Genomic DNA, 24117 nt, shown 5'->3' on the forward strand with positions numbered 1-24117 from the left:
GAGGTGAGCGAGCGGGGGCACAAGCAGTTCACGGTCCGCGCGGTCGGGAACCCCCCCTCCTTGACCCGGACTTGCGTGCCCCGCCATCCCCCTCCCCCCGGGGATGCGCGGGGCCGCCGTGCGTTCGCCCCTCAGACCGTCGCTCCCCGGCCTCAGACCGTCGCTCCCCGGGATCAGCGGCCCAGCACGTTACGGACCACCGTCCAGAGGACCGCCGTGCCCAGGACCAGGCGGACCCCACGCGGGCCGAGCGGGTGTCGATGGAGGTGTCCGCGCAGGCGCGCCACGGCCCACCGGCCGTATGCGTACGCGCCGTAGGGAAGGGCGGCGCAGAGAGCAGGATTCGCGCGGAGTGCCGCGGCCACGTCGCCGTGCAGGAGCGCATACGTCATCCGAGTGCCGCCACACGCAGGGCAGTTGAGGCCGGTGACCCAGTGGAACGGGCAGCGCGGCAGCAGCTGCGCGGAGTCGTACGGGGAGTGGCCGTAGAGGTAGACGAGGCCGGCCGCGGCGGCAGCGGTGAGAACGACCGGCGCCAGTGCCGACGGCACAGGCGAACGGCGCCCAGGGAACAGATCCCTGGGCGCCGCTCGACGCAGAGGCCGTTCAGCCACGCAGCACGCGACCGTCCGAGTCCGTCTTGTCGCTGACCAGGAAGAGGATTCCGTCGATCAGCGCCCAGACACCGAGACCACCGCAGGTGAAGAGCTGCGCCAGGGCCATGCCGGTGTGCCCGGTGTAGAAGCGGCCGATGCCGAAGCTGCCGAGGAAGAGCTGGAGTACACCCGCTACGATCTTCGACTTTTCCGAGTACGGGCGGCCGTAAGGGTCGTAGCCGTACGGAGTCGGGGCAGGCGGCAGCCCGGCGGCCTGCGGAGTTCCGTACGGGTTGGGGTACTGCTCGCTCATATAGGTGTTCACTCTCAGAAATGGCCGAAGTCCGGGACGTACCCGGGTGTTTGTTCGATCACCTTAGCCTTTGCTTATCCTTCATCAAAAACAAAGCCGACCGTTGCCTTTCCGGTCGGCAGTGGACTGACAGCAGGTCAGCCGCCGTAGCGCTGCGCACGACGCCCTTCGCGCGCGTGAGCATCGCCGTTCGCCCCGCTCCCGCGGCAGGTTCGGCCCCTTCCGGGTCGCCCGTCGCGCTGCTTCACCCATGCCGTCGTAGCGTTTGCGCCATGTGCTGGAGTGCGACGGCCGATCTCTCCGCCGGTGTGGGCATCGCAGCCGTAGGGCTCGCTTCGGTGATCTCGGCGGCTCGGCGCCCCTTCGACGTGCCACTGGCCGCGCTGCCTCTGCTGCTCGGGGCCCACCAGATCATCGAGGCGGCCGTCTGGTACAGCGAGGGCGGCGCCGGGCCCGCCACCCTCGCGTGGGCCGTCATCGCCCTCCCCCTGCTGGCCGTGTGGGTGCCGGCGGCCGTGCTCTGCGCCGCACCACCCAGCGCCCGGCGCCGTCTGCTCGTCCCGCTGGCCGTGGGGGCCGCGACCGGTGCCGCGCTCGCCCATGCGCTGGCGACCCGCACCGTGACGGCCGAGATCCGTGGGCACACCATGGGGTACTCGCTCGGACTGCCGCACCCCGAACTGATCGTACTCGGCTACCTCTTCGCCACCATCGGCTCCCTGCTCCTGTCCGGCGACCGGGGCCTTGTCCTGTTCGGTGTCCTGGTGGGCGTCGCGGCCGCGATGTCGTTCACGCTGTGGCGGCAGGAGTACATCTCGACATGGTGCGCGTCCGCCGCGCTGTGCTCGCTCGTCCTGCTGTCCTGGATCGGGCGCCGCCGCCCGGCAACTCCACGGCCGTCAGGCGTCCCTGGCGGGGGCCGGAGCAGCGAAGACGGTACGAGCAGGTCAGGGCGGGGGCCGTGCGGGTAGCGGGCGGGGCCCGGGGCGCAGGTCGACCGCCGCGCAGCGCCACCTCCGACCGGGGACGCTGGGCGCCGCGGAGAGGGCAGGCGCAGGCCGCCGGTCCACTGCCGCTCGGCGCGCTCCGTGTGACCGGGGACGCTGCGGATGGAGCGGGTCGCGGGCCGGCGGTCCACTCCACCCCGCTCGGCGCTCGGACGGACCTCTGCCGCAATGTGCTCAGCGGGGGACCGCGGTCCACTCCACCCTGCTTGGCCCCCGGACGGACCTCTGCCGCAACGTGCTCAACGGGGGTCGGCGGCCCACCTCACTCGGCGCTCGGACGGACTTCCGCCGCAACGTGCTCAGCGGGGGTCGGTGGTCCACCCCGCTCGGCGCTCGGACGGACTTCCGCCGCAACGTGCTCAGCGGGCATGACGGACCAGGCGGATACGGATCGGCCCACGTACCGCCGTCGGATCGATCGGGCGGCCGGACTGGGTGATCTCCACCCGGCCGTCGGACACCAGCCTCCGCGCCGCGCGGCGAGCCGGCTCCATGAGCGCGCGCCAGCCGTCGTCATCCCCTTCGTACACCGCGCGAGCGGCGTCGGAGGGACAGATCGAGGCGTCGGGGCTCCGGGATTCAAGGAGCTCAAGGATGGTTCGTTCGAGACGCTGCTCGGTCTCGCGCTCGTTGTCCGCCACTCAGCCAGTCTCACCCCCTGCGCGACCTGACCGCAGCCCGGGATCATCCGCGTCTCAGGGGGGCGGCCGCCCGTATGGCGTCGCCCGCTGCCGTCCGACGATGGCGCGGCGGCGGCGCCGCTCGCGTTGGCGTTCACCTTCGACGGACCTCGCCGCCCTCCGAGCGGGATTAGAGGGCTCCGAGTGCAGCGGGCGGTCCCGTCGATGCGGCGGGTGACGACCGGCGGCCCTCCGCGCCGGCCCGCGAGCCCGGCGCGCTACGTCACCCCGCGGCCATGTCCGGGCCCGGCAGCAGGGTCTCGTCGAGGTGGTAGCCGAGTTCCCGCAACCCGCGCGCGATGGCAACCGCCCGGCGGTGGAGTTCCGCGCGTTCCGGGGACAGGTCGGTCTTTTCCGCCGGGCCGGCCTCGGGGTCGGGTGGTGCAGGAGTGGCGTCCTGCACCGCGTCCCACGCCTCGCGCGCCACGCTCTCCGCCACGTGGTCGTCGACCCGGCCGCCCGCAGGTGAAAGCCCACCTGGTGCAGGTTCCGTGACACCGACGGATCCCGGTTCCGTGACGCCGAGGGGTCCGGCTCCTTCGTCCTGCCGCGTGCGCGCGGACGTACGGCGCACATAGTCGTCGAGCGCACGGCGGGCCTCTTGGGCATCGGCCGATTCGTTCCCGTTGTGTTCCGTATCCATCGTCATGGAACGCAAAGTAACGCCACCCTGTGGGGGCCGCCGCGCACCACACGCGCAACGCCCGGGGGCGGTGGCCCGCCGGAGACGCGCCGCACCCGCTTTTCCGTGGCGTGTAGACCTGCCTGGTCATCGGCTCTGACGCCCTCGCCGGGCATCCCAGCCGCGAGAGAAACAATGAGACCGCAACAAGCTATTACCTATTGCCGCCGTGATAGATTTTGTAGCGGTCGGTCGACTGGACGGTTGACTCTGACTGCGCGATGGATCGGTCGGCCGGGCGTGTGGCTTGCTGTGCTGCACTGGTCCGACACGGAGAGGCATCGCCCGACCGGGCTCGGGCTCGGGCGCGGGCGCGGCAGGGGCGGATGGGCCGCCACGTTCGAGGACGGAGAGGGGAGTGGCTGTGACGGCCGTAACGACCGGAACGAGGGGCGGGCGACCCGACAGCGCCGTCCGCGCGCGAACGGGACGATCGGAGAGCGCGGCCGCGGTGCGGGGACTGCCGGTGGTCGAGGCGCCCGCTCGGGTGACGCCCGCCGACGCGCGGGAGCTCTCCCGGCAGTTCTTCGAGCGCCTGGCGGTGCTGGAGGAGGGCACGGAGGAGTACCAGTACGCACGGAACACGCTGATCGAGATGAACATGTCGCTCGTGCGGTTCGCCGGCCGCCGTTTCCGTCAGTTCGCGGACGAGATGGAGGACGTGATCCAGGTCGGCATGATCGGCCTGATCAAGGCGATCGACCGGTTCGAGCTGTCCCGCGAGACGGAGTTCGCCACGTTCGCCGTGCCGTACATCGTGGGGGAAATGAAGCGGTTCTTCCGCGACGCCACCTGGGCCGTGCATGTACCGCGGCGCCTTCAAGAGCGCCGCAGCGACTTGATCCGCGCCCGTGAAGAACTCGAAAACCGCCTGGACCGCTCGCCCACCGTGCAGGAATTGGCAGCGCTGATGGGCCTCAGTGTGGGCGAGGTCGTGGAGGCACAACTGGCGGCCAACGGCTACAACTCCTCCTCCCTGGACGCCGCGCTCACCAGCGACACCCAAGACGGCGAGGCCGCGCTGGCGGACTTCATCGGGGCCGAGGACCCCGCGATGGAACTGGTCGAGGACTTCCACACCCTGGCTCCGCTGCTGGCCGGGCTCTCCGACCGCGAACGCCGGCTGCTCCAGCTGCGCTTCGGCGCCGAACTGACGCAGAGCGAGATCGGCGCCGAGCTGGGTGTTTCCCAGATGCAGGTCTCCCGCCTGCTGGCAGCCACCGTTGCCAAGCTGCGGAGAGGCATGCTCGCCACCACTGCCGAGGAAGAAGCTGCCGCCGCCTGAACTGCCCGGCGCACACTTTGCGGGCCGGAAGCGTCACGTCCCGCGCGGCGGAGCTGAAACCTCCCCGTCGTTTCCCCGACGCGCGGGCCGACAACAATTTTTCCCGTCCAGGCTGGCCGGAACTCCTTCTCTCCGGCCTGACGTGTTTTCCCCTACGCCCCCGACGCTGAGGAAGGTTTCGCGCGACCGCGTACCTTTATCTTCGGGAAAGCGGAATGTGATGTAGGCGCGCTTGTCGCTTGGCCAGACGTGGCCCGCCACAAACCACACAGGTGGCAACCGCAACCACACAGGTGGCAACCACACAGATGGCATGAGAAAGGGGCCGGACCCGACAGATGGTCGGGCCCGGCCCCTTTCGGCAGGGTTCTTTCTCGCCGTGTCGGCCGCGTTCGGCTACCAGCGATACCAGCGGGCGCTGCCGCCGCGAGGACGGGCGACGAACCCGACGAGCCACAGGACGAGGACCACGATGGCGATCCACCACAGAGCCTGCAGAGCGAAGCCCGCACCGAACAGGATGAGGGCGAGCAAGAGAACAAGAAGCAGGGGAACCATAGCTATCAACCTCCAGTCCGTCGTGTGCCCCGGAGCTCGATCGCTACACGCTTGAAACGACAAGTGTCGCGTTTTCGGACTGCGACAGGGAGGCGATATGCGGTGCGCCGACGTTGTCTGAAAGGCATGTGATGCGCAGTGGTCCCTCCTGGTTTAGACCCGGCGAATGTGGCCAGGAGTATGTATGTCAACGGTGTGCCACGGATTTCTGGGAGTGATCGTTGTGTCGGGTGATGAAAAGACTCAGTCGAAGGTCGAGCAGGCCAAGGGCAAGGTCAAGGAGACGGCCGGCCGGACGGTCGGCAACGAGCGCCTTGAGGCCGAGGGCCGCGCCGAGCAGGCCAAGGGCGACGCCCGCCAGGCCAAGGAAAAGATCAAGGACGTCTTCAAGCACTGACCCGCGAGGGAACGATGATGGGGCTCAGCCGGGACTACCGGCCGAGCCCCATTCGTCTGCCCCGGCCGAGCACGGCGCCCCGGCCGAGGCACGGCGCACCGCCCATCGGCAGGTCTGTGTTGTTCCGCGTACCGGGTCCTCGACGTGGCGGCCCTGGCAGGGGACGTCCCCCGCGGGCGCGGATAACTGCTGCGCCGTGCACGGCAGTTGGGATGCCCGGGGGGTTGGAACGAATCCACCGGGTGGTGGGTGACGAGCCATTCGCGAGGCTGCCATGCCTGGTCGGTGGCGTGCGGGCAGTGTCGGTGCCTGCCTCTACCGTGGGGGCATGATTGATCGTGCGCCGCTGCCGCCCGTCCTCCGTGACCTGTTCCCCGACGGGGCCGCCGAACGGTATTCGCTGTCCGCCCCGCTCCCGCCGGGCAGGCTGATCGTCCCGGCCGGAGCCGAGGGCCACGCCCCGGTCTTGTGGTTGAGCGACGGACCGGCGCCGGTCGGGCTTTGGGAGGAACTACAGCGGGAGCACCCCGAGTCGGGGCTGTGGCCACTGCTGCTGACGCATCCGGTGGGTGACCCGGACTTCCGGCCCTGGGCCACAGGCGAGCTCAACCCGGGCCGGGTCTCCTCGCCGGACCCGGACGATCCTGCCGCCGTCCTGCGGGCCCTGTGGAACTCGCCGGCCGTGGCCCGCCCCGATGAGTCGCAGGCGGCGGCGCAACGCCTCCAGATGCTGGAGCCATACGGCCAGGATTGGCCGGGCCTGGCCTCTTCGCCGTGCCCGGCGGCGGAAGACGATCCGGCGGCGGAAGATGATCCGGCTGCGGCTGCGGCTGCGGCTGCCGTGGCAGGCTGGCTGCTGCGAAACGACCCGGACCTGCGGATCGGACTCGTCCGCGCGGACAGCGGAGCCGATGCGCTGAGCGCGTGCGGATGGACCGGAGCGAGCAGCCACGCGGACACCGGGGCGATCTCCGCCGTCCTGCGCAGCTGGGAGCAGCGGTACGGGGCCCGACTCGTCGAAGTCGGCCTCGATGGCCTGCGGTTGAGCATGACGGTGCGGCTGGACGATGTGGACGATGCGTTGCCGGTGGCGGCGGAGCACATCGCGTTCTGCCCCGGCATGGTCATCCGGGGCACCGAGAGCCTGATCGATTATGCGGACGAAATGCTCATGGAGCAGTGCTGGTCGTTCTGGTGGAACTGACCGTACGCGGCAGGGCCTCGGCCGCCCACCGCGGACCCGCTGATCCACGTTCCTGAGCGCGACTTGACGACCGTCGACCGCATCAGTGTGCGTTTGACCGTCAACCAGAACGGCACCCGAGGCGGCCGTCGCTCCGAGGCTGTGTCAGTGGCTCAGGTGTTCACGGCAGGCGCGCACGACCGAAGGGTCGAAACCGGTTCCTTGGGCCCAGGAGCATAGGGCGCCGGCGTCGTAAGCAGGCTTGGAGCGGGGTCGGTGACGATGGAGTGGGGGCGAGGGCTCGGAGCCTTGGGAGGTCGCGCGGTTTCTGGCGTGCTGACGGGCCGGCGCGGCTCCCGGTCGCGGGCGGGCAGGGGCCGGTTGCTCCTCGATTGTTCCTGCGCCGCTGCCCGATGAGGCGTCGGATGAGGCGTCGGACGAGGGCACGTACGCGGGCGCCAGAGCTTCGCGTGCGTGTGGCTGGACCGGGTCGGGCCAGGCCGTTCCGGAGGTGACGGACGTCAAACGGCCACCGTCGGGTGCGAAGGTGTGCTCGTGCGATGCGGACTTGTGGGGCACGGTGACACAGCCCGAAGCGAGCAGCACACCACAAGCAGCAAGGAGCCAACCAGGACGGCGCATCAGGCGCCGCTCGAATGACGCAGTGCCAGGGCGGGGGAGGCCGGGCGGTGGTCGATCTGCCCATCCATACCGGAGCGCTTCCCCGTGACGTAATGCCGGGCCACGTGTGGGGTGCAGCCGTGCAAGCGGTACTTCTGTTTGCGCCAGCCCGCCCAGGGATTCGCTGCCACTGCCGCCACTGAAGACTGCCGACGGCTTGCGAGCGCAGCCGGGTCGCTTCCGTACGGCTCGACATCCATGGACGGCACCGCTGTCGGCACCGCTGTCGGCACCACTGCCGGGACCGCCACGGCCCGCGCCGGCCGGGCGGCCTGAGCGGTCGGTTCGGGGATCCCCGCGGTCATCGTCTTGGCCCCTGCGCGCATCAGCACCCTCCGGAGATCTCGCACGTGAAGTGCTCTTCGTAGCGAGTGACTGGAGTTCAAGTCCAGCCGAGAGCGGGCTGGTTCACCCCAGGGCGTGAGAACCGTGATCATCGGAGCGGGGGAGGGTGGCATGGCCGTAACGCGCGGCTGAAGGCTGAGGACTGAGGACTGAGGGCTGAGGGCTGAGGGCTGAGGGCTGAGGGCTGAGGGACCGCCCGGCTGTCGTCGGGGTGCCTCCTGGGCGATCCCCGTGATGGCCGGGCGGTCCCGGTCGAAGGTACGGCACCGCCGGGATCACTGAGCCGGACGGGTCCAGTCGAAGGTACGGCCCGCCGGGATCACTGAAGACGGCCCCGGCACCTCGGCACCTCGGCACCGCAGGCCAGTCCTCCCGCCCACGCCCTGGGCCACCTCCGAAGAAGAGTGGCACGGGGTGACACGTCAGCCGGTTCGAGGTGGGGTCAGCGGCCGGTACGGCCGTCGATGAGTTCGCGGAGGATGTCCGCGTGCCCCGCGTGTCGGCCGGTTTCCTCGATCATGTGGGCAAGTGCCCAGCGCATGCTGTGAGTTGCGCGGCCCGGGCGCGGCCGGGGGACCGGTGCGCCGAGATCGGTGTGCCCGTCGAGGACGGCGTTCGCGTGTCCGACCGTGGTGCGGTAGCGGGCGACGACCTAGGCCACGCTGTCCGTCGGCGCGGCGTGGAACGTCGCTTGCCAGTCGGTTATGTCGTCGCCGAGGAACGTCGAACGCTCCACGTACGTCAGGTGGTTGAGCAGACCGAGCAGGTTCGTGCCCGAGGACACCATGGCTGTTCGCGCCTGCGGCTCGGAGGCGCCCTCCACTTTCGCGGCGACCGACATCCGCAGGTAGTCGAGGAATCCGCGCAGGACTTCACTCTCGTTGCTTCCGGTCCGGGGCGGCGGCGTGTCGCGGCGGCGGTCGCGACGCCTGGCGCTGGGCAACGGGCTCTCCTTGCGTGAAGGCGGCCAAGGCGGTCAGTGCGATCAGTGCGGTCAAGGTGTCAGGCGATGCGGCGGACGACGAGGACGTGATCGGTGACCTCGGCGGTGCGGCCGTCGGGCCCGGTCGCGATCCGGCTGGGTGTGTCGGCCCGTTCGACCGTCCAGGTCCGCGGGGCCAGGCCGAGGCTCGCGGCGACCTCCCGCGGGGTCGGGTAGTGGATGTCCGGGTCCTGGTTCCACGACCACGGCGCGGCCGAGCCGTGGTCGACGACCAGCAGCCGCCCAGCCGGGCGCAGCGCGTGCGCCGCCGCCCGCAGGACGGCGGCCCGGTCCAGGTCGCATGGGCTGTGCAGGTAATGCGCGCAGATCAAGTCGAATGCGCCCTGGGGAAAGGACGTATGCAAGTCCGCCCGCACCGTGGTGACGCGGTCGGCGAGGTCGTGTGAGCGGGCGAGGGCGGCGAGCCGTTCGAGCGCCACGGCCGAAATGTCGGCGGCCGTGACCCGCCACCCCAGCCGGGCGAGCCACAGTGCGTCGCCGCCGTCGCCACAGCCGAGGTCCAAGGCGTCGCCGTGCGGCAGGCCCGTCACCGTCTCGGTGAGGCGCGCATTCGGCTGGGGGCCGGCGTTCACCGGTCGCGCCGAGTGGACGCCGTCCCAGAACGCGATCGCTTCGTCGGTGCTCATCAAGTCTCCTTGTGTCGGGGTGCACTCAGCCTTGCCGGGCCCCCTGGGATCGGCACGAAAACTTGCGGTTACCGCAAGATGGTCCGATGGACCGAAAGACGGACGACGAAGTACTGGACCTGGTGGGACCGCGCCTTCGGGCGCTGCGTCGCGAGCGCGGAATCACCCTCGCCGCCCTGGCGGAAACGACCGGCGTATCGGAGAGCACCCTGTCCCGGTTGGAGAGCGGACAACGCCGGCCGAGCCTGGAATTGCTGCTGCCGCTGGCCCGCATCTATGACGTTCCATTGGACGACCTCGTAGGCGCCCCGCGAACCGGGGACCCCCGGATCCACCTCAAACCGATCAGGCGATTCGGGATGACCTTCGTGCCCCTGTCCCGGCGGCCGGGCGGAGTGCACGCGTTCAAGATGATCATTCCTGCCCGGCCGGAACCGTTGGAGCCGGCCCCGCAGACCCACGACGGTTTCGAATGGCTCTACGTACTCAGCGGACGCCTGCGCCTCGTCACCGGCGAACGCGACTTGACGCTACCGCCCGGCCAGGCAGCAGAGTTCGACACGTCCTTGCCCCACTGGCTGGGCAGCGCCGACGGCGGCGCGGTCGAGGTGCTGATCCTGTTCGGGCTGCAAGGATTGCGCGCCCACGTACGCACCGACCAGCCCGGGTCGTCGTCCCAGGCCGAGACCTGACGGCGGCCCCGCCTCCCTCGATGGACGCTGTACGCGGTGCCGTGGCCCGCGTCGCACCACATGGCGGGGCAGCCGGGCCAAGGTGGCCGGGAACATGGGATTCAGCGAAGTGGAGGAAAAAGAGCCCCGACCCACCGCGCCCATGCGTGGCTTGCCGCTGAACCCACGTGCCCCGCCAATCCGCCGCGCCCACGCGCGGCTTGGTCGGCAGTGCGGTCCGGCCGGGGTCACTTGTTGGTGATGTTCCACGTGCCGTCGCCAGTTGCGGCGGCATTGTTGAGGGCCGTCCACGCGGCATTGTCGAGGTTGAAGGCGTCCTGGAGGTACGCGGAGATCGCGTCCGCGACGAGGGCGACGCGGGCTGGGTTCTCGTCGGTGGTCTCGGCGACCATCTCGCCGGCGAGGCCGCCCAACGTGTGCTCGCCCTCGGCGATGGCGAGCAGACTCTTCGGGGCCGGGCCGAGGTGATAGGCGTCGGTGAACCACTCCGGCCCTCGGGTGGAGAGCTGAGACTGGTCCCTGCCACCCGCGATGACCAGGGTCGGAGCGGTCAAGGTGGAGTAGTCGGGCCTCATGAACGGAAGGTGTTCGGCGGCGAACGGGGTGAGGGTGTCGCCCGTTCCGGCCGCAGTGATCAGCGCACCGGCCGAGACCGCGGGGTGGGAAAAGTCCTCCCCGGGAATCCCGTCGGCGTCGAGCACGCGTGTGCCGAGGACCGCGCCGGCGGTCTGGGCGCCCCAGGAGTGGCCGACGACCGCGACGCGGTCCCGGTCGGCCCGGATCTCCAGATCGCCTGCCTGGACAAGGATGGCGCCGAGGCCGTCGAGAACCGCGTGGAGGTCGGCGATCCGGACGCGCCAGATGGTGGCGAAACGCGGGTCGTCCCACGTGATGCCGTTGCGGCGGGAGTCCAGGTGGGTGGGCTGTACGACAATGAATCCAGCGGCCGCCCACCGGTCGACCAGGGGCTCGTATCCGTCCATGGACCACGCGTTGCCGTGGGAGAAGACAATGACGGGAAGGTTCCGGCCCGTCAGTGGGGCAGTGACCTTCACCTGGAGGTCGACGCTGCGGCCGGGCGCGGGAACAGTGATGGGCTTGACCGCGACGATCCGCTGGTCGAGGTGGCTGGAAGGCATGGGGAACCTGTGCTTTCTTCAGGGGGGCGCCCTGCCATACTTTGGCGGAACGCCGTTCCGTCAAAGTAGCGGAACATTGTTCCGCGAGTAAAGGGAGTCCTCGTGCCAGAACCAGTCGGAGTGCGCCAAGCGCAGGCACAACGCACCCGTGGCGCCGTGCTGGCGGCCGCGGCGGCAGTCTTCGTGGGCCAGGGCGTCCAGGCCCCCATCCGCGACATCGCCGAACGCGCAGGCGTCGGCGTCGGGACGATCTATCGACACTTTCCGACCCGTGCGGACCTCGTCACCGCCGTCTACCGGCATCAGATCGACACCTGCTCCGCACTCGCGCCCCAACTCCTGGAGGAATCCGCCTCCCCGTTTGCCGCCCTGACCCGCTGGGCGGACGCATTCGTGGATTTCCTGGTGACCAAGCACGGCCTCGGTGCCGCCCTGGGGTCCGGCGATCCGGGCCTGGAGAACCTTCACACCCTCATGCTCGACACCCTCGTCCCGGCCTGCGCAACGCTGCTCGACGCCTGCGTCGCCGCCGATGAACTCGCCCCCGGCACCACGGCCTACACGCTCATGCGCGCCATGGGAAACCTCTGCATCACCGGCCCGGACTACGACCAGGCCGACGCCAAGCGCATGGTCGCGCTCCTCCTCGCCGGATGCCGTCGCGAGGTGTAGCGACAGCGACCGCCCACCTGTGGGGCGCCACATCGCGATCTCAGGCTCTCGACGCGCGCCCCAGGTGCCGCTGCGATCCCCGCGGCGTCGGACGGGCCGTGTCGCGGAGGTGTCAGTCGTCAACGAGCAGTCGTCAACGAGTAGTCGTCAACGAGTAGTCGTCAACGACCGGTTACCGCGTGGTCGGGTCCTCAACCGCACGCCGCGCTCCTCCGCGCCGACTTCGACGTGCCAGAAACGTACAAGACTGGCGGATCTTGTGGGTGCCAGTCTTGGGTCACCGGCCGGAGGGGCCGCGGGAGTTGGTCCGGGTTGACCGAGAAGGTGGGTCGACCGGTCTTGAGGAGGGTGCCGTATGTCCAGGTCTGTTGTTCCTGTCAACATCGCTGACAAGCTGTCGCAGTTCAGCGACCTGTGGTCGCAGAAGAAAGTGGCCGTGCTCAATGACTACGAGGTCAAACTGGCCAAGCTCAAGGGGGAATTCGTCTGGCACAGTCACGAGGACACCGATGAACTGTTCCTGGTCATCAGCGGGCGGCTCACCATCCAGTTGAGGGATGCCGATGTGGTCCTGGAGCCGGGCGAGTTGTTCGTGGTGCCTCGCGGGGTCGAGCACTGCCCGGTGGCAGACGAGGAGACGGCGATCCTGCTGCTTGAACCGGCGGGAACGATGAACACCGGCGATGTGGGAGGGCCCATGACAAAGGCCGCGGAAACCCTCAGCTGACTCTGAACGGTCAGCGCTGTGGGGGAGCGGGGGACAGGGAGCGGGGCGCGGGGCGCGGAGAGCCAGCCGGAACCCGGATGTGGACCCGGGTCCGGAACAGGCGCTACCGCCGGCCCCACCAAGCCGGGGACACATTGATCCCCCACACGTCGCCCGCTTGGTGAATCGTCTGATCGTCGACATCGTGGTTGCCGCCCCCGTACGGGTCGGGATCGGCAATGACGTGGATGCGCGCACCGGACTCCGTCACGCGATAGCGATGGACGTCCCCTGAAAGGTCGTCGGGCTCGACGGTGTGCCCCAAAGACAGGATCACGTCCCGCAGGGGTGCGAACCGGACGCGGGGTGCGAATTCCCCGTACTCTCGCGCCAAAGAGGTCGGCACGGAAGAGCCGTAGAGCAACCGGTGGGTCTGCACGCTGATCCCGAAACAGGGTTGGGAGCTTTCACCATCCGAGAAACTTAGCTCCACCAGCCCGTAATCCCGGCGCAGCGGGCCATTGCCCGGATCATCGAAGTAGTCGGGCCCCACTGCGGCTTCCCATACGGCAGGACTGGATCCGATCCCGGCTCCGAAGACGTCGCAGCGCGTGGCGACGTGTGCGTAGAAGTCCAGATCGGACATGGGTCGATCTCCTTGGGGCCCGCCATAGGTGTACGGACCGAACCCTAACGGCAGCAATGCCCCGTACAAACCCGTGCCGACTGGGTCGATCGGCCCGGTCGGCACGCGGCGCGGGGCGCGTGCGTGCGTGTCTGTCGGGGCACGGGGCTGTCCCTCCGCGAGACGCCGATGCACCACGCCCCGCGCGACGACGCCTCAGGCCACCACGCCCCGCGCGAGCACGTCTCAGGCAACCACTCCCGAGCTCAAGGACGGCGGCAGGAACCACAACCGCCGCCCCGTTGCTTCCGTACTGTCCTCGATGTGTCCGGTCGGCGGGGTGAAGGGGCCCCAGGCGAAGGCAGGCAGCCAAGGTTCCGGTGGTGCGCTCCATGACAGTCCGCGGATCTGTGCCAGGGTGCGCCTCCCGGTGAGGGCACGGAACACCTCCAGGCTTGCTCCGCGCACGGTCGCGGCGGGATCGCCGTCGCCGGCCGACCATCGGTGGCCGGCCGTCTCGATGTACAGCGATGGCAAGCGGTGTGCGGTCACCGACATCGTGAAGCCCATCGTGGCCAGTTCCAGTGTGTCGGCGAAGGCGGGGTGCTCATGAGGTGCCGGGATGCCCAGAGCGCCGCGGATGTCGAGCTCGTGCGAGAAGGCATCGAGGAGCATCATGCCGCGCCGCAGCCAGGGGGTACGTTCCCACACGTCCGGCACCGCCGCACCCAACTCCTCCCACTCGGCGAGCAGTTGGGGGAGAAGGGTTCCCGGCGCCGGAGCCGGCGGCCGGCCGATGCCGTGGGGTACGTCGGCGACGGCCAGCCGGCACACCTCCAGCAGATGCGCGACGACGTCCCGCACGTTCCAGCCCGGACACGCGGGAACCGGCCACTCCCACGTCCCCGGATGTGCCCGCGCGAGTTGGGTGATGTTCTCACGGCAGGAGCGGTAGGCGAGATCCCAGAAGGGCTCGGACCGCTGTTCCGGCGTCATGCCGGGGCCCCTTGGAGCACGCTGCCGGCCAGGCCGGCCTGGCGGGCCGATACGTGTCCCGCCTGGTACAGCCAGCGAACGCTGTCGGTCATGGTGTCGAAGATCGGTCGGGGGAGGATGCCGTACGTGGAGGCATTGGCGTCGACGGGCGCCGCGTGCAGGCAGGTGTAGAGCGCGCCGTACTCGGCCGGGATGTGCCACGGCCACACTCGTTGCAGTACGTCTGCGAACACCATCAACGGCAGCATCGGGCGTGGCGGCAGGAACAATGCCGGGAGTGCGCGTCCGGTGACTCGCCGGACCGCCTGGAGGTACTGACGGGTGGTCAGGAAGCGTCCGGGGCCGAAGTGTCGCTCGCGTCCCCCCGCCGGCCTGGCGAGCACGGCGGCATGCAGTTCGGCGACGTCCCGCACGTCACCCACCGGAAAACCGCCGCCCGGCCATACCGGCAGCATGCCGCGCAGGGCGTTGCGCAGCCTGGCGCTCTGGTCGCCGAGATGTGGATCGTGCGGGCCGAGCAGAGCCGGCGGATAGGTGATCACCACAGGCGCCCCCTCCTCCTGGTGCAGACGGGCAACCGCCTCGGCAACCGACTTGCTGGCGAGGTAGGCCTCGCGGGGCATGCCCGGCGGGGTGTCCGCCCGGACCACGCCGTTCGCGGCGGGAAACATCGCGCCCACGGTGGACACATGGACGATCGGATCAGCCCCGGCCCGCACGGCGGATGCCAGCACCAGCTGCGTGCCACGCACATTGGTCGCCCGCATCTCGGCACGCCGCCTGCTGTCGAAGGAGTACACCGAGGCCGCGTGCAGCACGGCGTCAGCCCCGTCCACCGCTCTGGCGACAGCGGTCCTGTCGGTGACATCCCCGACCACCAGCTCCAGGGCGGCCGGCTCCACACCCAGCGGTCGCAATGCCCGCTCCACCCTGGACGGATCGCGGACCAGCAGCCGTACCCGCGCGCCGGACCGGACGATGGCGGCGACGGAATGAGCACCGACGAAGCCGGTGCCACCAGTTACGCAGACCAGCATGGCCGACCACCCCTTCGTCGCGCCGAGCAGCGCACATCCGCACCGGGCCGATCTTCCGCAACGGTCATACATCCCCCGACCCACACATCACAGAAGAGAGGCGCCTGTCACTCACGCCGACCATCACTGCGGCAACAGGGTGTCTCCTTTCATTGTGGCGACCCATCGTCTCTATGCCTTCTCCTGCGTTGCCACCTGCGGGCGTCGCCCGAAACGATCGCGGGAGTGTCGGGGGTGGGGGCATGTAGTGAGCGGTTGACTCCGGATTGACGCGCCCATGGGGCGGACGCTCGCAGGTCGACCACAAGCCGATTGCGGTGAACACCGCCTGCACCGGGCCCGGTTGTTACGTCGCACCCCCGTCTCAGGGGAGGCGGACCTTGCGCAGGAACGGGACGAGGAGCCAGGGGCGCCGGCCCCAGACCCGCAGTGAACCTGTCATGACCGCTCGTGCGTGCGGGACGCGATGGAAGAGGACGAGGCTCAGGGCAGCGGGCTCGAAGTGGACGCGTACGTCGTTGTCGCGGCTCGGCTCCTCGATCCAGACCTCGCCCGTGTCCAGGACCATCGTGACGGGTGATGTGTGGGCCGAGCGGAATTCCACCGCTATGCGGCCCCGGTGCTCCGGTCTGTCGCAGTCCAGGATGTGCCCGGCGCCGTTGCGGGCGATCTCGATGAGAAACAGCTCGAAGAACAGCGCTGCATACTCGGGCGGTATGCGCCAGGGTGCGTCCACGGCGCGCGCGATGTCGCGGCCGTGCACGAGCAGTTCGTTGGTCAGGTGGGCCAGCAAGCCGGCCAGGGGGATCCGCGATCCGCCGAGCCAGTCCATGGTTGTGGTGGGGTCCGCGGTGGTGGTCAGACGCAGGATCTCGCCGATCGAGGCACGGAGCCTGTCCACGACCCTGCCGGGATCGCGTTCCTGGTAGGCATCGAGGAGCGCCGGGTTCAACCCGGTGTGCATGGTGTCGACCGTTGCCGCCGCGACCTGCTCGCGTACGGCCGGCAGCGGAAACGATGTGTCGCCGGGCACCATCGAGGAGGCGTTGAGCCAGGCGATGCCGGCGACGTGGGCCGCCGTGTCCATCACACTCCACTCGGCCGTCGCCATGGCTTGCGGATCCGCGTGCGCGACCAGGGTGCTGAAACGCTCGGCGGCATCCGTGATCGCGTCCCGTGCGGCGTTCCACTTGTCGGGCGTGATCCTCGTTTCCGCGACGGCCCGGTGTGTCTGATACCGCGATCGCGCCACCTCTCGCCCTCCGGCCGTGTGAGGCTTGCCAGTTGTGTGCGGTTCAGTGTGCCGGGGCGTCAGGTGGTGTGCTTCTTCGGTCGTGCCGCCGTCACCGCGTGCCGCAGCTGCCCAGGAGACAGCTGGCTCTGCCCGGCCTCGTGACCGGGCATCCACGACGAGAGTGTCCGGCACCCCGGACGAGCGTCACCGGCACCCCCGGCGGGGCGGGCGGGGCAGGGCACGCTCGAAGTAGTCGGTCGCCTCGTCCCACACCGACGATTCCTTACGCCGGTGAAGGTGACTCGGCGCGTTCGTTCGCGCGGTGTGCGAGGTCCAGCACGCTGAGGGGAGGAGGGACATGGCCAGAGTGACGGGTGCTCTTCTGACGGAACTGCCTGGCACGGCCCTTCGCGTCGTCCGGGTGGGTGGCACCGTACTCGGCTACGCCCTGGTGTTCGGCCCTGGCGCGCTCGGCGCACGGATGCGGCGGCGCCCGTGGAAACGCGCCGGCACGTGTCTGTCCGGGTTGCTCACCTCACTCGGCCCCTCGTACATCAAGATCGGCCAGCTGCTGAGCACACGGCGCGATCTCCTGCCCGCACGCGTGTGCACGGAGCTGGGCCGGCTGACCGACGCCACACCTCCGCCCCGGCGCGCCCTCCTGGAGAGCGCCGTGCGCGCTGCGTACGGGGACCGAAAGTGGCCGTTCGCTGAATTCGGCTGGACACCTGTGGCCACCGGGAGCATCGCGACTGTCCACGTCGCCGTCACGCTCGACGGCCGACAGGTCGCGGTGAAGGTGCGCAGGCCGGGCATCGGCAAGGTGATGCGACGCGACTTCCGGCTGACCGCGCTGGCCATGGGCGCCATGCAGCGGCTGCCGCAACTGAAGTCGATGCCCTTCAAGGTCATGCATGCGCAGGTGGGTGGCGCGATCCTGCGGCAGTTGGACTTCGACGCCGAGCGCACGGCGCTCGGCAGCCTCCACGCGAACCTGCGGGAATTCCCCTGGATACGGATCCCGGCGCCGCTGCTCGACCTGTGCACCGAGGACGTCCTGGTGATGGAGTACGTGGAAGGGCTGGCCTGCACCGCGCCGGAGCAGTTCTCCGCCACGGCGCGCCGGGCCGCCGCGCGCAGGGTGATGTCCGCGGTCTACGAGATGCTGTTCGTGGACGGCCTCGTGCACTGTGATCTGCACCCGGGAAACCTCTACATCCAGGACGACGGCGCCCTGGTGATCCTCGACGCCGGCTTTGTGATCAAACTGTCCGAGCGGGTACGTGCCTCCTTCGGGGACTTCTTCATCAACATGGCGATGGGCAACGGACCACTCTGCGCCGAGATCATCATCGAAAGTGCGGCGAGTATCGCCGAGGGCTGCGATCTCGGCGGATTCCGTGCCGAGCTCGCAGCCCTGGTCACGGAATCGGCCGGGGTCCGGTCCAGTGAATTCAGTCTGGCGAAATTCGCCGGAAGACTCTTCGATATTCAACGGCGTTTCGGCCTGTATCCGGTGCCCGAGTTCGCCTTTCCACTGCTGTCGCTCCTGGTGGTCGAGGGAATCGTTCAGGGTCTCGATCCGAAACTCGACTTCCAGGCGGAGGCCATGCCCATACTCCGCCGAAGGAACATGCCCCGCGTTGCGCTCGGCTCATGAGAAGAAAGGTGTGCCCATGGATGGGAATCCGGGAGTTCGCGTTCCGCTGATCGACGAGGCCGACGCGACCGGACGGGTGGCAGAGCTCTACGAGCGGGCCAAGAAAGTCACCTCGCTGGACTTCGTGCCCGACATGTTCCGGCTGGTCTCGTCCCGGCCGGAACTGCTCGAAACGATGCTCGCCGGCTACGACGGCGTCTTCAATCACGGCAACCTGCCCCGGCAGACCAGGGAGCTCATCTCCTCCTGGACGTCGAAGGTGAACCAGTGCCCGTACTGCGTCGGGACGCACAACTTCTTTCTTCAGGTGTTCGGCGGCAGCGAGGAACTGGCGCATGCGATCGACGCCGCGGACTCGCCCGACGACCTTCCGGTGGACGAGCGCACCCGCGTCCTGCTGCACCTCCTGACCAAGCTCAGCCGCAACGCCTACCGGATCACGGACGAGGACTGGCAGAAGGCGTTGGACGCGGGCTGGACCGCCGACGACCTGCTGGAGGCGTTCTTCTGCGCGGCGCTGTTCAACTTCATCACCCGCCTGGTGGACGGTCTCGGCCTCGGCACCACGGTGACCAGGAGCCGCATATCGCAGCAGGAGGTCCCGGACGATTCCGGACCGGCCGGTCCCGCGGCATGAGAAGGGACCGTTCATGACTGCCTCCCGCGCCGTTCTGATCACCGGTGTCTCCTCGCTGAGCGGCCTCTCCTCGGGTACCGGCAGGGCCCTCGCCCTCCGGCTGCACCGCGCCGGGTGGCCGGTCTACGCCAGCGGCCGCAGCCTGGAAGGCCTCAAGGACCTGGAGCAGGAGGGCATCACCACCCTGCGGGTCGATGTGACCGACGAGGAGTCGATGATCGCGGCGGTCGACCGGATCACGGCCGAGCACGGCGCGGTCGGCGTGCTGATCAACAACGCCGCGTACAGCCTCAACGGCACGATCGAGCAGACTCCCATGGACGAGGTCCGCCGGCAGTTCGAGGCCAACGTCTTCGGGCTCTCCCGCATGACGCAACTGGTGCTGCCGGGCATGCGGAAGCAGGGGGCGGGCCGGATCGTCATCATGTCCTCGATCTTCGGGCTCTTCGCGACCCCGGGGCGCGGCTACTACGAAGCCACCAAGCACGCGCTGGAGGCGATCGGCGACTCGCTCCGTCTTGAGGTGCGCCGCTTCGGCATCAAGGTCGTGGTCATCGAACCCTCGCCCATCCTGGGCGCCTTCGTCCCGACGACCGTGGGCGACCTCGGGCTCGCTCCCGGGTCCACCGACAACGACCCCTACGGCGATTTCTGGGAGCGGTTCGTCGTCTGGCACGGCGCCTACCGGGAAGTCGAGCATCCGACGGGCCGCGGCCGTCTGTCGCTGCGTTCGGGCGACGTCGCCGCACTCGTGGAGAAAGCGATCACCGTGCCTCGTCCCCGCATCCGCTACCGCCTCGGGATCCCGGTTCGGCTGCTGCGGCCCCAGCGCGTGATCTTCGGAGAACGGGCCTGGGAGAAATTCGTCCGCGCATTCTTTCCGACGCCGTAACCGGCACCCTTTGCAAAAAGTGGATGTGCATGCGGTTCCGGCGCTGCTGGGCAAAACGAGAGAAGGCGGCAGCCCCCGGCGCAAGGAAACTGGAGACATGGACAACAGCGTCCAGGGAATCCTTGCACCACCGCGACATGGAGAGGCTGGCTCGGTATGCGCAAAATCCTGATCGTCGGCGCCGGGCAGGCTGGGCTGCAGCTTGCACTCGGGCTGCAAAAGCACGGTTACGACGTCACCGTGATGTCGGCGCGCACCGCCGATGAAATCGAGCACGGCACCATCATGTCGTCACAATTCCAATTCGACAGCACGCTCAGGTTCGAGCGCGAACTCGGAATCTACTTCTGGGAAGGGCAGGCGCCCCACACCCCCCTCACCAGCTTCGCGGTGGGTGCCGAGGGCCCCCGCCCGGTCGTCGAGTGGGTCAGCCCCCTGAAGAGGCCGGGCGCCGACGTCGACCAGCGGCTCAAGATGGCGCGCTGGCTGCGGCTGTTCGCGGAGAATGGCGGCAATCTGATCATCAAAAGCGCCACCGTCGCGGACCTGGACACCATGGCGGGCGACCATGACCTCGTCGTCGTCGCCGCCGGGAAAGGCGCACTGGCGCAGATGTTCCAGCGCGACGCGTCCCGGTCGCCCTTCACGGCACCGCAGCGGATGCTCTCGGTCGTCTACGTGAACGGCTACCGGCCCGATCCGGCCGGCCCCGGCGACCACACGGTCGAATTCCACCTGCTGCCCGGCAAGGGCGAGATGATCGTGATGCCGGCCCTGACCGTCTCGGGCCCCTGCCACATCCTGTTCTTCGAGGCCCTTCCCGGCGGACCGCTGGACGTCTTCGCCGACATCACCTCGCCCCAGCAGCACCTGGAGCGCTTCGTCGAACTGCTTGAGCAGCATGTGCCGTGGGCGCGCGACAACTACACCAAGCTGGAGCTCACCGACGCGGGCGCCACCCTGCGGGGCGGATACACCCCCGTCGTCCGTCATCCGGTGGCGATGCTGCCCTCCGGCGGCCTCGTGCTGGGGGCGGGGGACGTCGTCGTGGCCAACGACCCCATCACAGGGCAGGGGGCGAACATGGCCGCCAAGTTCGCGGCCGTCTACCTCAAGGCCATCCTGGAGCACGGAGACCGGCCGTTCGACGGGACGTTCATGAAGCGGGCCTTCGAGTCCCTGTGGACGCTGCACGGGCGCGCGACCACGGAATGGACGAACATCACGCTGCTGCCGCCGCCCCCGCACATGCTCGAACTCCTGGGGGCCGCCGGTCAGTTTCCCGCGATCGCGCAGCGCTACATCGAGGGCTTCGACGACCCCAACGACCTCGCCGAATGGTTCATGGACCCCGACAAGGCCGCCGCCTATCTCGCGGAGGTCGTCGGCGCCGCGACCGGATCAGGGCGCTGACGTGCGGGCATCGCCGCGGCACCAGAAGAGAGCGGGAAGCCGCGGCAGGCGCAGCGTCCCGCCGCCGGGCCTGGGCACACGTCCGCAACGGATTATGGTAAAGGAATGAACAAGAAGCGCAGTTACGGCGAAGGGTGCCCCGTCTCCCACGCGCTGGACCTCGTGGGGGAGCGATGGGCCCTTCTGGTGGTGCGCGAGCTCCTGCTCGGGCCCAAGCGCTTCCGCGACCTCAAAGACGGTCTCTGCGGCGCCAGTTCCAACATCCTCACGATGCGCTTGCGCGATCTGGAAGAGATCGGTGTGCTGCGCAAGTATCGCGCCGGCGCACCGGTCAGCGGGCCTGTGTACGAGCTGACCGACTGGGGCCGTTCCCTGGAGCCCGTCCTGTTCGCGCTCGGTAACTGGGCGGTCGCGTCCCCCTTCTGGGACCGGCACGCCCCCTCGACCGTGGACTCCCTGCTGCTCTCCTTGCGGTCCCAGGCCCAGTTCCTCTTCGCCGCCGGAGCGCCGGTGGCGGGCACCTGCGACATGCGCATCGACGACGACCGGTACATCCTGCGCTTCGGTGACACCGGACTCGATGTCACCCGCGCCGTCGCCTACGAGCCAGACGCGACCGTCAGGACCGATGCCCACACCCTCAAAACGCTGATCGCCGGCGACGAAACGCTCGACGACGCCATCGCGGCGGGCCGCATGACACTGGGCGGCGACGAGCGGTTGATCAGGTCCCTGATGAAGTAGCGCCCCGCGGCGGAACGCCGGCCGGAGGCCGCGCCGCCGCACAGCCCGGCAGTGAACCGGTTGCGCGCGCCCCGCACTCTGATCTGTGGTACAAAAATTGAACCAGATGCTTCAAAGAACTAGTGTGATGTTGTGGCCGTCGGCCACGCAGCCTCCCGAGGGAGAGAGCACCATGCAATCCGTCGAAGCCGGGGCACTCGCACCCCACAAGGGCTGGACACTGGCCCTCAGCTCAGTGGGCGTCTTCATGGCCGCCCTGGACGCTCTGGTCGTCACCACCGCCCTGCCGGTCCTGCGCACCAGCCTCAACGCGAACGTCGGCGACCTTGAGTGGACCATCAACGCCTACGTCCTGACCTTCGCCTGTCTCCTGCTGCCGGCCGCCGCGCTCGCCGACCGCTTCGGACGCCGCCGGGCGTTCGCGGCCGGGCTCGTGATCTTCGCGGCGGCATCGGCCATGGCGGCGCTCGCCCCGAGCGTCGGGGTGCTGATCGCCGCCCGGGCCGGCGAGGGGCTGGGCGCCGCCGTCATCATGCCGATCTCGCTCACCCTGATCAGCGACGCCTTCCCGGTCGAGAAACGCGGCGCGGCCATCGGCATGTGGGGCGCGGTCTCGGGCTTCGCCGTCGCCATCGGACCGGTCATCGGCGGCGCGGTCGTCGACGGGCTCAGCTGGCACTGGATCTTCTGGTTCAACGTCCCCATCGGCCTGGTGGCCGGCCTGCTGTCGCTGATGCGGCTCACCGAGAGCTACGGGCCACGCCAGCCCCTCGACCTCTACGGGCTTGCCCTGGCCTGCGTCGGCTTCTTCCTGCTCGCCTGGGGTCTCGTACGGGTCAGCAGCGTCGGCTGGAGCAGCTGGCAGGTCATCCTCTCGCTGGTCGCGGGAGCTGTCGTGGTGGCGGCGTTCCTGATGCTCGAAGGGCGCAGGAGCAGGCCGATGGTGCGCCTCGACCTGTTCCGCAACAGGGCCTTCAACACGGCGAGTTGGGTCACCTTCTTCATGTACGCCGGCCTGTTCGGCGCGCTGTTCCTGATGTCGCAGTTCTTCCAGTCGGGGCTCGGTGACAGTCCGCTCAGGGCGGGCCTGCACCTGCTGGCCTGGACGGCCGTGTCCATGTTCATCGCTCCGGTCGTCGGCCCGTTGGCCGACAAGTACGGCAACCGTCCCTTCATGGCCATCGGCATGGCCCTGCAAGCGATCGGGTTCGGCTGGGTCGCGATGGTCGCCACCCCCGGAGTCGGCTTCGGCGGCGTCCTCGCGGGACTGCTCGTCGCCGGCATCGGCATCGGCATCGTCTTCCCGACGGTCGCGAACGGCGTGATGACGTCGGTGGGTCCGGACGAGACCGGCATCGCCTCGGGCACCAGCGCGACGCTGCGCGAACTCGGCGGTGTCTTCGGAGTCGCCTTCACCGCGACCGCGTTCGCCCACACCGGCAACTACACGTCCCACCAGACCTTCATCACCAACTTCAGCCATGCGCTCTGGCTGTGCGCGGCCTTCTCCGCGGCCGGCATCTTCGTGGCGCTGGCATACCCCGCGCACCGCGCTCCCACCTACGCCGCCGTGCCACCCGCGCAGCCGGCCGAAACGGCTGTTCCGGCGGCCCGTGACTGAGGCACGGCGCGTCCCGCAGAACCGCAACCCGCTCCACCCGCAGGACCCGCTCCACCCGCAGAACCCGCTCCACACGCAGGACCCGCTCCACGCGCACCACACGCAGGACCCGCAGAACCCGCTCCACACGCAGGACCCGCACCACACGCTTCACACGCAGAACCCGCAGCACCCGAAGCACCCGAAGAACCCGAACAAGAACGAGGTAGGAATCATGACCACCCAAGCCCAGAAGCAGGACGAGGCCGCCATCCTCGACGTCGTCAAGGGCGTCTACCAGGCCTGGAACAACGCCGACCCGGACGCGTTCGTCGCCGAGTACTTCGAGGACGCCAGCGCGGTCCTGCCCGGCTCGTACCTGAAGTCGCGCCAGGAGATCAGGGACGCCATGGCGTTCTCGTTCAACGGGCCGCTGAAGGGGACGCGGTCGGCCGACAACGTGCTGGACGTCCGCTTCCTCAACGACGAAGCGGCCGTGGTCATCAGCCGGACCGGCATCCTGATCCCCGGCGAGACCGAGGCCCCGCCGGAGCGCACCGCGCACGCGACGTGGGTGCTGGCCAAGAAGGACGGCGCATGGCAGCTCGCGGCCTACAGCAACAGCCCCTCCGTCGGGCCCGGCCAGCGCTGATCACGAGCTGAACGGCTGTGCCCCGCCCCCGTCCCGGCCGCCCGGGACGGGGGCCACGCCCG

Annotated in this window: 26 protein-coding genes and 1 pseudogene; 14 read left to right on the forward strand and 13 right to left on the reverse strand. The window is 69.3% G+C overall.

Going from position 1 to position 24117, the window contains the following annotated elements:
- Positions 1-173: 173 nt before the first annotated feature.
- Both ACGFW5_RS20050 and ACGFW5_RS20055 read right to left on the reverse strand, forming a co-directional pair.
- Positions 174-551 (reverse strand): DUF2752 domain-containing protein, encoded by a 378-nt coding sequence (locus ACGFW5_RS20050; protein ID WP_393835600.1) that lies wholly within the window; start codon positions 549-551, stop codon positions 174-176.
- Positions 552-606: 55 nt separating this feature from the next.
- Positions 607-927 (reverse strand): TM2 domain-containing protein, encoded by a 321-nt coding sequence (locus ACGFW5_RS20055; RefSeq protein WP_393835707.1) that lies wholly within the window; start codon positions 925-927, stop codon positions 607-609.
- A 254-nt stretch (positions 928-1181) separates the two neighbouring features.
- On the opposite strand from ACGFW5_RS20055, the gene ACGFW5_RS20060 reads away from it, so the two are divergent.
- Positions 1182-1880, forward strand: a complete 699-nt coding sequence (locus tag ACGFW5_RS20060) for a DUF6629 family protein (protein ID WP_393835601.1) — start codon at positions 1182-1184, stop codon at positions 1878-1880.
- Between the two features lie 395 nt (positions 1881-2275).
- Here ACGFW5_RS20060 and ACGFW5_RS20065 read toward each other — a convergent pair whose 3' ends face one another.
- Both ACGFW5_RS20065 and ACGFW5_RS20070 read right to left on the reverse strand, forming a co-directional pair.
- The gene (locus tag ACGFW5_RS20065) at positions 2276-2557 is read right to left on the reverse strand and encodes a DUF3253 domain-containing protein (RefSeq protein ID WP_393835602.1); all 282 of its coding nucleotides are present in this window, start codon (positions 2555-2557) and stop codon (positions 2276-2278) included.
- Between the two features lie 262 nt (positions 2558-2819).
- The gene (locus ACGFW5_RS20070; RefSeq protein WP_393835603.1) at positions 2820-3245 is read right to left on the reverse strand and encodes a hypothetical protein; all 426 of its coding nucleotides are present in this window, start codon (positions 3243-3245) and stop codon (positions 2820-2822) included.
- 484 nt (positions 3246-3729) lie between these two features.
- Between ACGFW5_RS20070 and ACGFW5_RS20075 the strand changes: the two genes are divergently transcribed.
- Positions 3730-4563, forward strand: a complete 834-nt coding sequence (locus tag ACGFW5_RS20075; protein WP_393835604.1) for a SigB/SigF/SigG family RNA polymerase sigma factor — start codon at positions 3730-3732, stop codon at positions 4561-4563.
- 396 nt (positions 4564-4959) lie between these two features.
- On the opposite strand, the gene ACGFW5_RS20080 is transcribed toward ACGFW5_RS20075, so the two are convergent.
- Positions 4960-5121, reverse strand: coding sequence for a DUF5670 family protein (locus tag ACGFW5_RS20080; protein WP_393835605.1), 162 nt, complete (start codon positions 5119-5121; stop codon positions 4960-4962).
- A gap of 184 nt (positions 5122-5305) precedes the next feature.
- On the opposite strand from ACGFW5_RS20080, the gene ACGFW5_RS20085 reads away from it, so the two are divergent.
- Positions 5306-5518, forward strand: coding sequence for a CsbD family protein (locus tag ACGFW5_RS20085; RefSeq protein WP_393835606.1), 213 nt, complete (start codon positions 5306-5308; stop codon positions 5516-5518).
- A 328-nt stretch (positions 5519-5846) separates the two neighbouring features.
- Positions 5847-6722: a DUF4253 domain-containing protein gene (locus tag ACGFW5_RS20090; RefSeq protein ID WP_393835607.1), complete on the forward strand. Its 876-nt coding sequence runs from the start codon at positions 5847-5849 to the stop codon at positions 6720-6722.
- Between the two features lie 620 nt (positions 6723-7342).
- Here ACGFW5_RS20090 and ACGFW5_RS20095 read toward each other — a convergent pair.
- The 3 genes and pseudogenes from ACGFW5_RS20095 to ACGFW5_RS20105 all read right to left on the reverse strand — a co-directional run bounded on the left by ACGFW5_RS20095 (position 7343) and on the right by ACGFW5_RS20105 (position 9356).
- Positions 7343-7513: a hypothetical protein gene (locus ACGFW5_RS20095; protein WP_393835608.1), complete on the reverse strand. Its 171-nt coding sequence runs from the start codon at positions 7511-7513 to the stop codon at positions 7343-7345.
- Positions 7514-8169: 656 nt separating this feature from the next.
- A pseudogene (locus ACGFW5_RS20100) lies at positions 8170-8670 on the reverse strand (DinB family protein).
- Between the two features lie 59 nt (positions 8671-8729).
- Positions 8730-9356: a class I SAM-dependent methyltransferase gene (locus ACGFW5_RS20105; protein WP_393835609.1), complete on the reverse strand. Its 627-nt coding sequence runs from the start codon at positions 9354-9356 to the stop codon at positions 8730-8732.
- An 86-nt stretch (positions 9357-9442) separates the two neighbouring features.
- Between ACGFW5_RS20105 and ACGFW5_RS20110 the strand changes: the two genes are divergently transcribed.
- Complete coding sequence (locus ACGFW5_RS20110; protein WP_393835610.1) at positions 9443-10048, forward strand: helix-turn-helix domain-containing protein; 606 nt, start codon at positions 9443-9445, stop codon at positions 10046-10048.
- Positions 10049-10275: 227 nt separating this feature from the next.
- Here the strand turns inward: ACGFW5_RS20110 and ACGFW5_RS20115 are convergent, their stop codons facing one another.
- Positions 10276-11187, reverse strand: coding sequence for an alpha/beta hydrolase family protein (locus ACGFW5_RS20115; protein ID WP_393835611.1), 912 nt, complete (start codon positions 11185-11187; stop codon positions 10276-10278).
- 102 nt (positions 11188-11289) lie between these two features.
- Here ACGFW5_RS20115 and ACGFW5_RS20120 point away from each other — a divergent pair, with 102 nt between their 5' ends.
- Complete coding sequence (locus tag ACGFW5_RS20120; protein WP_393835612.1) at positions 11290-11859, forward strand: TetR/AcrR family transcriptional regulator; 570 nt, start codon at positions 11290-11292, stop codon at positions 11857-11859.
- A 355-nt stretch (positions 11860-12214) separates the two neighbouring features.
- Positions 12215-12586 carry a cupin domain-containing protein gene (locus ACGFW5_RS20125; RefSeq protein ID WP_393835613.1) on the forward strand — a complete coding sequence of 124 codons (372 nt, stop codon included), beginning with the start codon at positions 12215-12217 and terminating at the stop codon, positions 12584-12586.
- Between the two features lie 103 nt (positions 12587-12689).
- Here the strand turns inward: ACGFW5_RS20125 and ACGFW5_RS20130 are convergent, their stop codons facing one another.
- From ACGFW5_RS20130 to ACGFW5_RS20145, 4 genes are all read right to left on the reverse strand, one after another.
- Entirely contained in the window at positions 12690-13211 is a 522-nt protein-coding gene (locus ACGFW5_RS20130; protein WP_393835614.1) for a hypothetical protein, read from the reverse strand.
- Positions 13212-13436: 225 nt separating this feature from the next.
- A complete protein-coding gene (locus ACGFW5_RS20135) occupies positions 13437-14186 on the reverse strand; it encodes a maleylpyruvate isomerase family mycothiol-dependent enzyme (RefSeq protein ID WP_393835615.1) in 750 nt (249 codons plus the stop codon).
- Positions 14183-15223 carry an NAD-dependent epimerase/dehydratase family protein gene (locus tag ACGFW5_RS20140; protein WP_393835616.1) on the reverse strand — a complete coding sequence of 347 codons (1041 nt, stop codon included), beginning with the start codon at positions 15221-15223 and terminating at the stop codon, positions 14183-14185. The genes ACGFW5_RS20135 and ACGFW5_RS20140 overlap by 4 nt, the downstream gene beginning before the upstream one ends.
- A gap of 364 nt (positions 15224-15587) precedes the next feature.
- Entirely contained in the window at positions 15588-16475 is an 888-nt protein-coding gene (locus tag ACGFW5_RS20145; RefSeq protein ID WP_393835617.1) for a hypothetical protein, read from the reverse strand.
- Positions 16476-16815: 340 nt separating this feature from the next.
- On the opposite strand from ACGFW5_RS20145, the gene ACGFW5_RS20150 reads away from it, so the two are divergent.
- The 7 genes from ACGFW5_RS20150 (at position 16816) to ACGFW5_RS20180 (ending at position 24055) form a co-directional block, all read left to right on the forward strand.
- On the forward strand, positions 16816-18117 hold the full coding sequence (locus tag ACGFW5_RS20150) for an ABC1 kinase family protein (RefSeq protein WP_393835618.1): 1302 nt from the start codon (positions 16816-16818) through the stop codon (positions 18115-18117).
- A 16-nt stretch (positions 18118-18133) separates the two neighbouring features.
- Positions 18134-18754 (forward strand): carboxymuconolactone decarboxylase family protein, encoded by a 621-nt coding sequence (locus ACGFW5_RS20155; protein ID WP_393835619.1) that lies wholly within the window; start codon positions 18134-18136, stop codon positions 18752-18754.
- A gap of 13 nt (positions 18755-18767) precedes the next feature.
- Entirely contained in the window at positions 18768-19646 is an 879-nt protein-coding gene (locus ACGFW5_RS20160) for an SDR family NAD(P)-dependent oxidoreductase (protein ID WP_393835620.1), read from the forward strand.
- Positions 19647-19802: 156 nt separating this feature from the next.
- Positions 19803-21059, forward strand: a complete 1257-nt coding sequence (locus tag ACGFW5_RS20165; protein ID WP_393835621.1) for a styrene monooxygenase/indole monooxygenase family protein — start codon at positions 19803-19805, stop codon at positions 21057-21059.
- A gap of 105 nt (positions 21060-21164) precedes the next feature.
- Complete coding sequence (locus tag ACGFW5_RS20170) at positions 21165-21803, forward strand: winged helix-turn-helix transcriptional regulator (protein WP_393835622.1); 639 nt, start codon at positions 21165-21167, stop codon at positions 21801-21803.
- Between the two features lie 172 nt (positions 21804-21975).
- Complete coding sequence (locus ACGFW5_RS20175) at positions 21976-23424, forward strand: MFS transporter (RefSeq protein WP_393835623.1); 1449 nt, start codon at positions 21976-21978, stop codon at positions 23422-23424.
- A complete protein-coding gene (locus tag ACGFW5_RS20180) occupies positions 23417-24055 on the forward strand; it encodes an SgcJ/EcaC family oxidoreductase (RefSeq protein ID WP_393835624.1) in 639 nt (212 codons plus the stop codon). Before ACGFW5_RS20175 ends, ACGFW5_RS20180 begins: the two co-directional genes overlap by 8 nt.
- The last annotated feature ends 62 nt before the right edge of the window (positions 24056-24117 follow it).

This window comes from Streptomyces sp. NPDC048416 (assembly GCF_043200435.1).
In the GTDB taxonomy this organism is placed as follows: Bacteria; Actinomycetota; Actinomycetes; order Streptomycetales; family Streptomycetaceae; genus Streptomyces.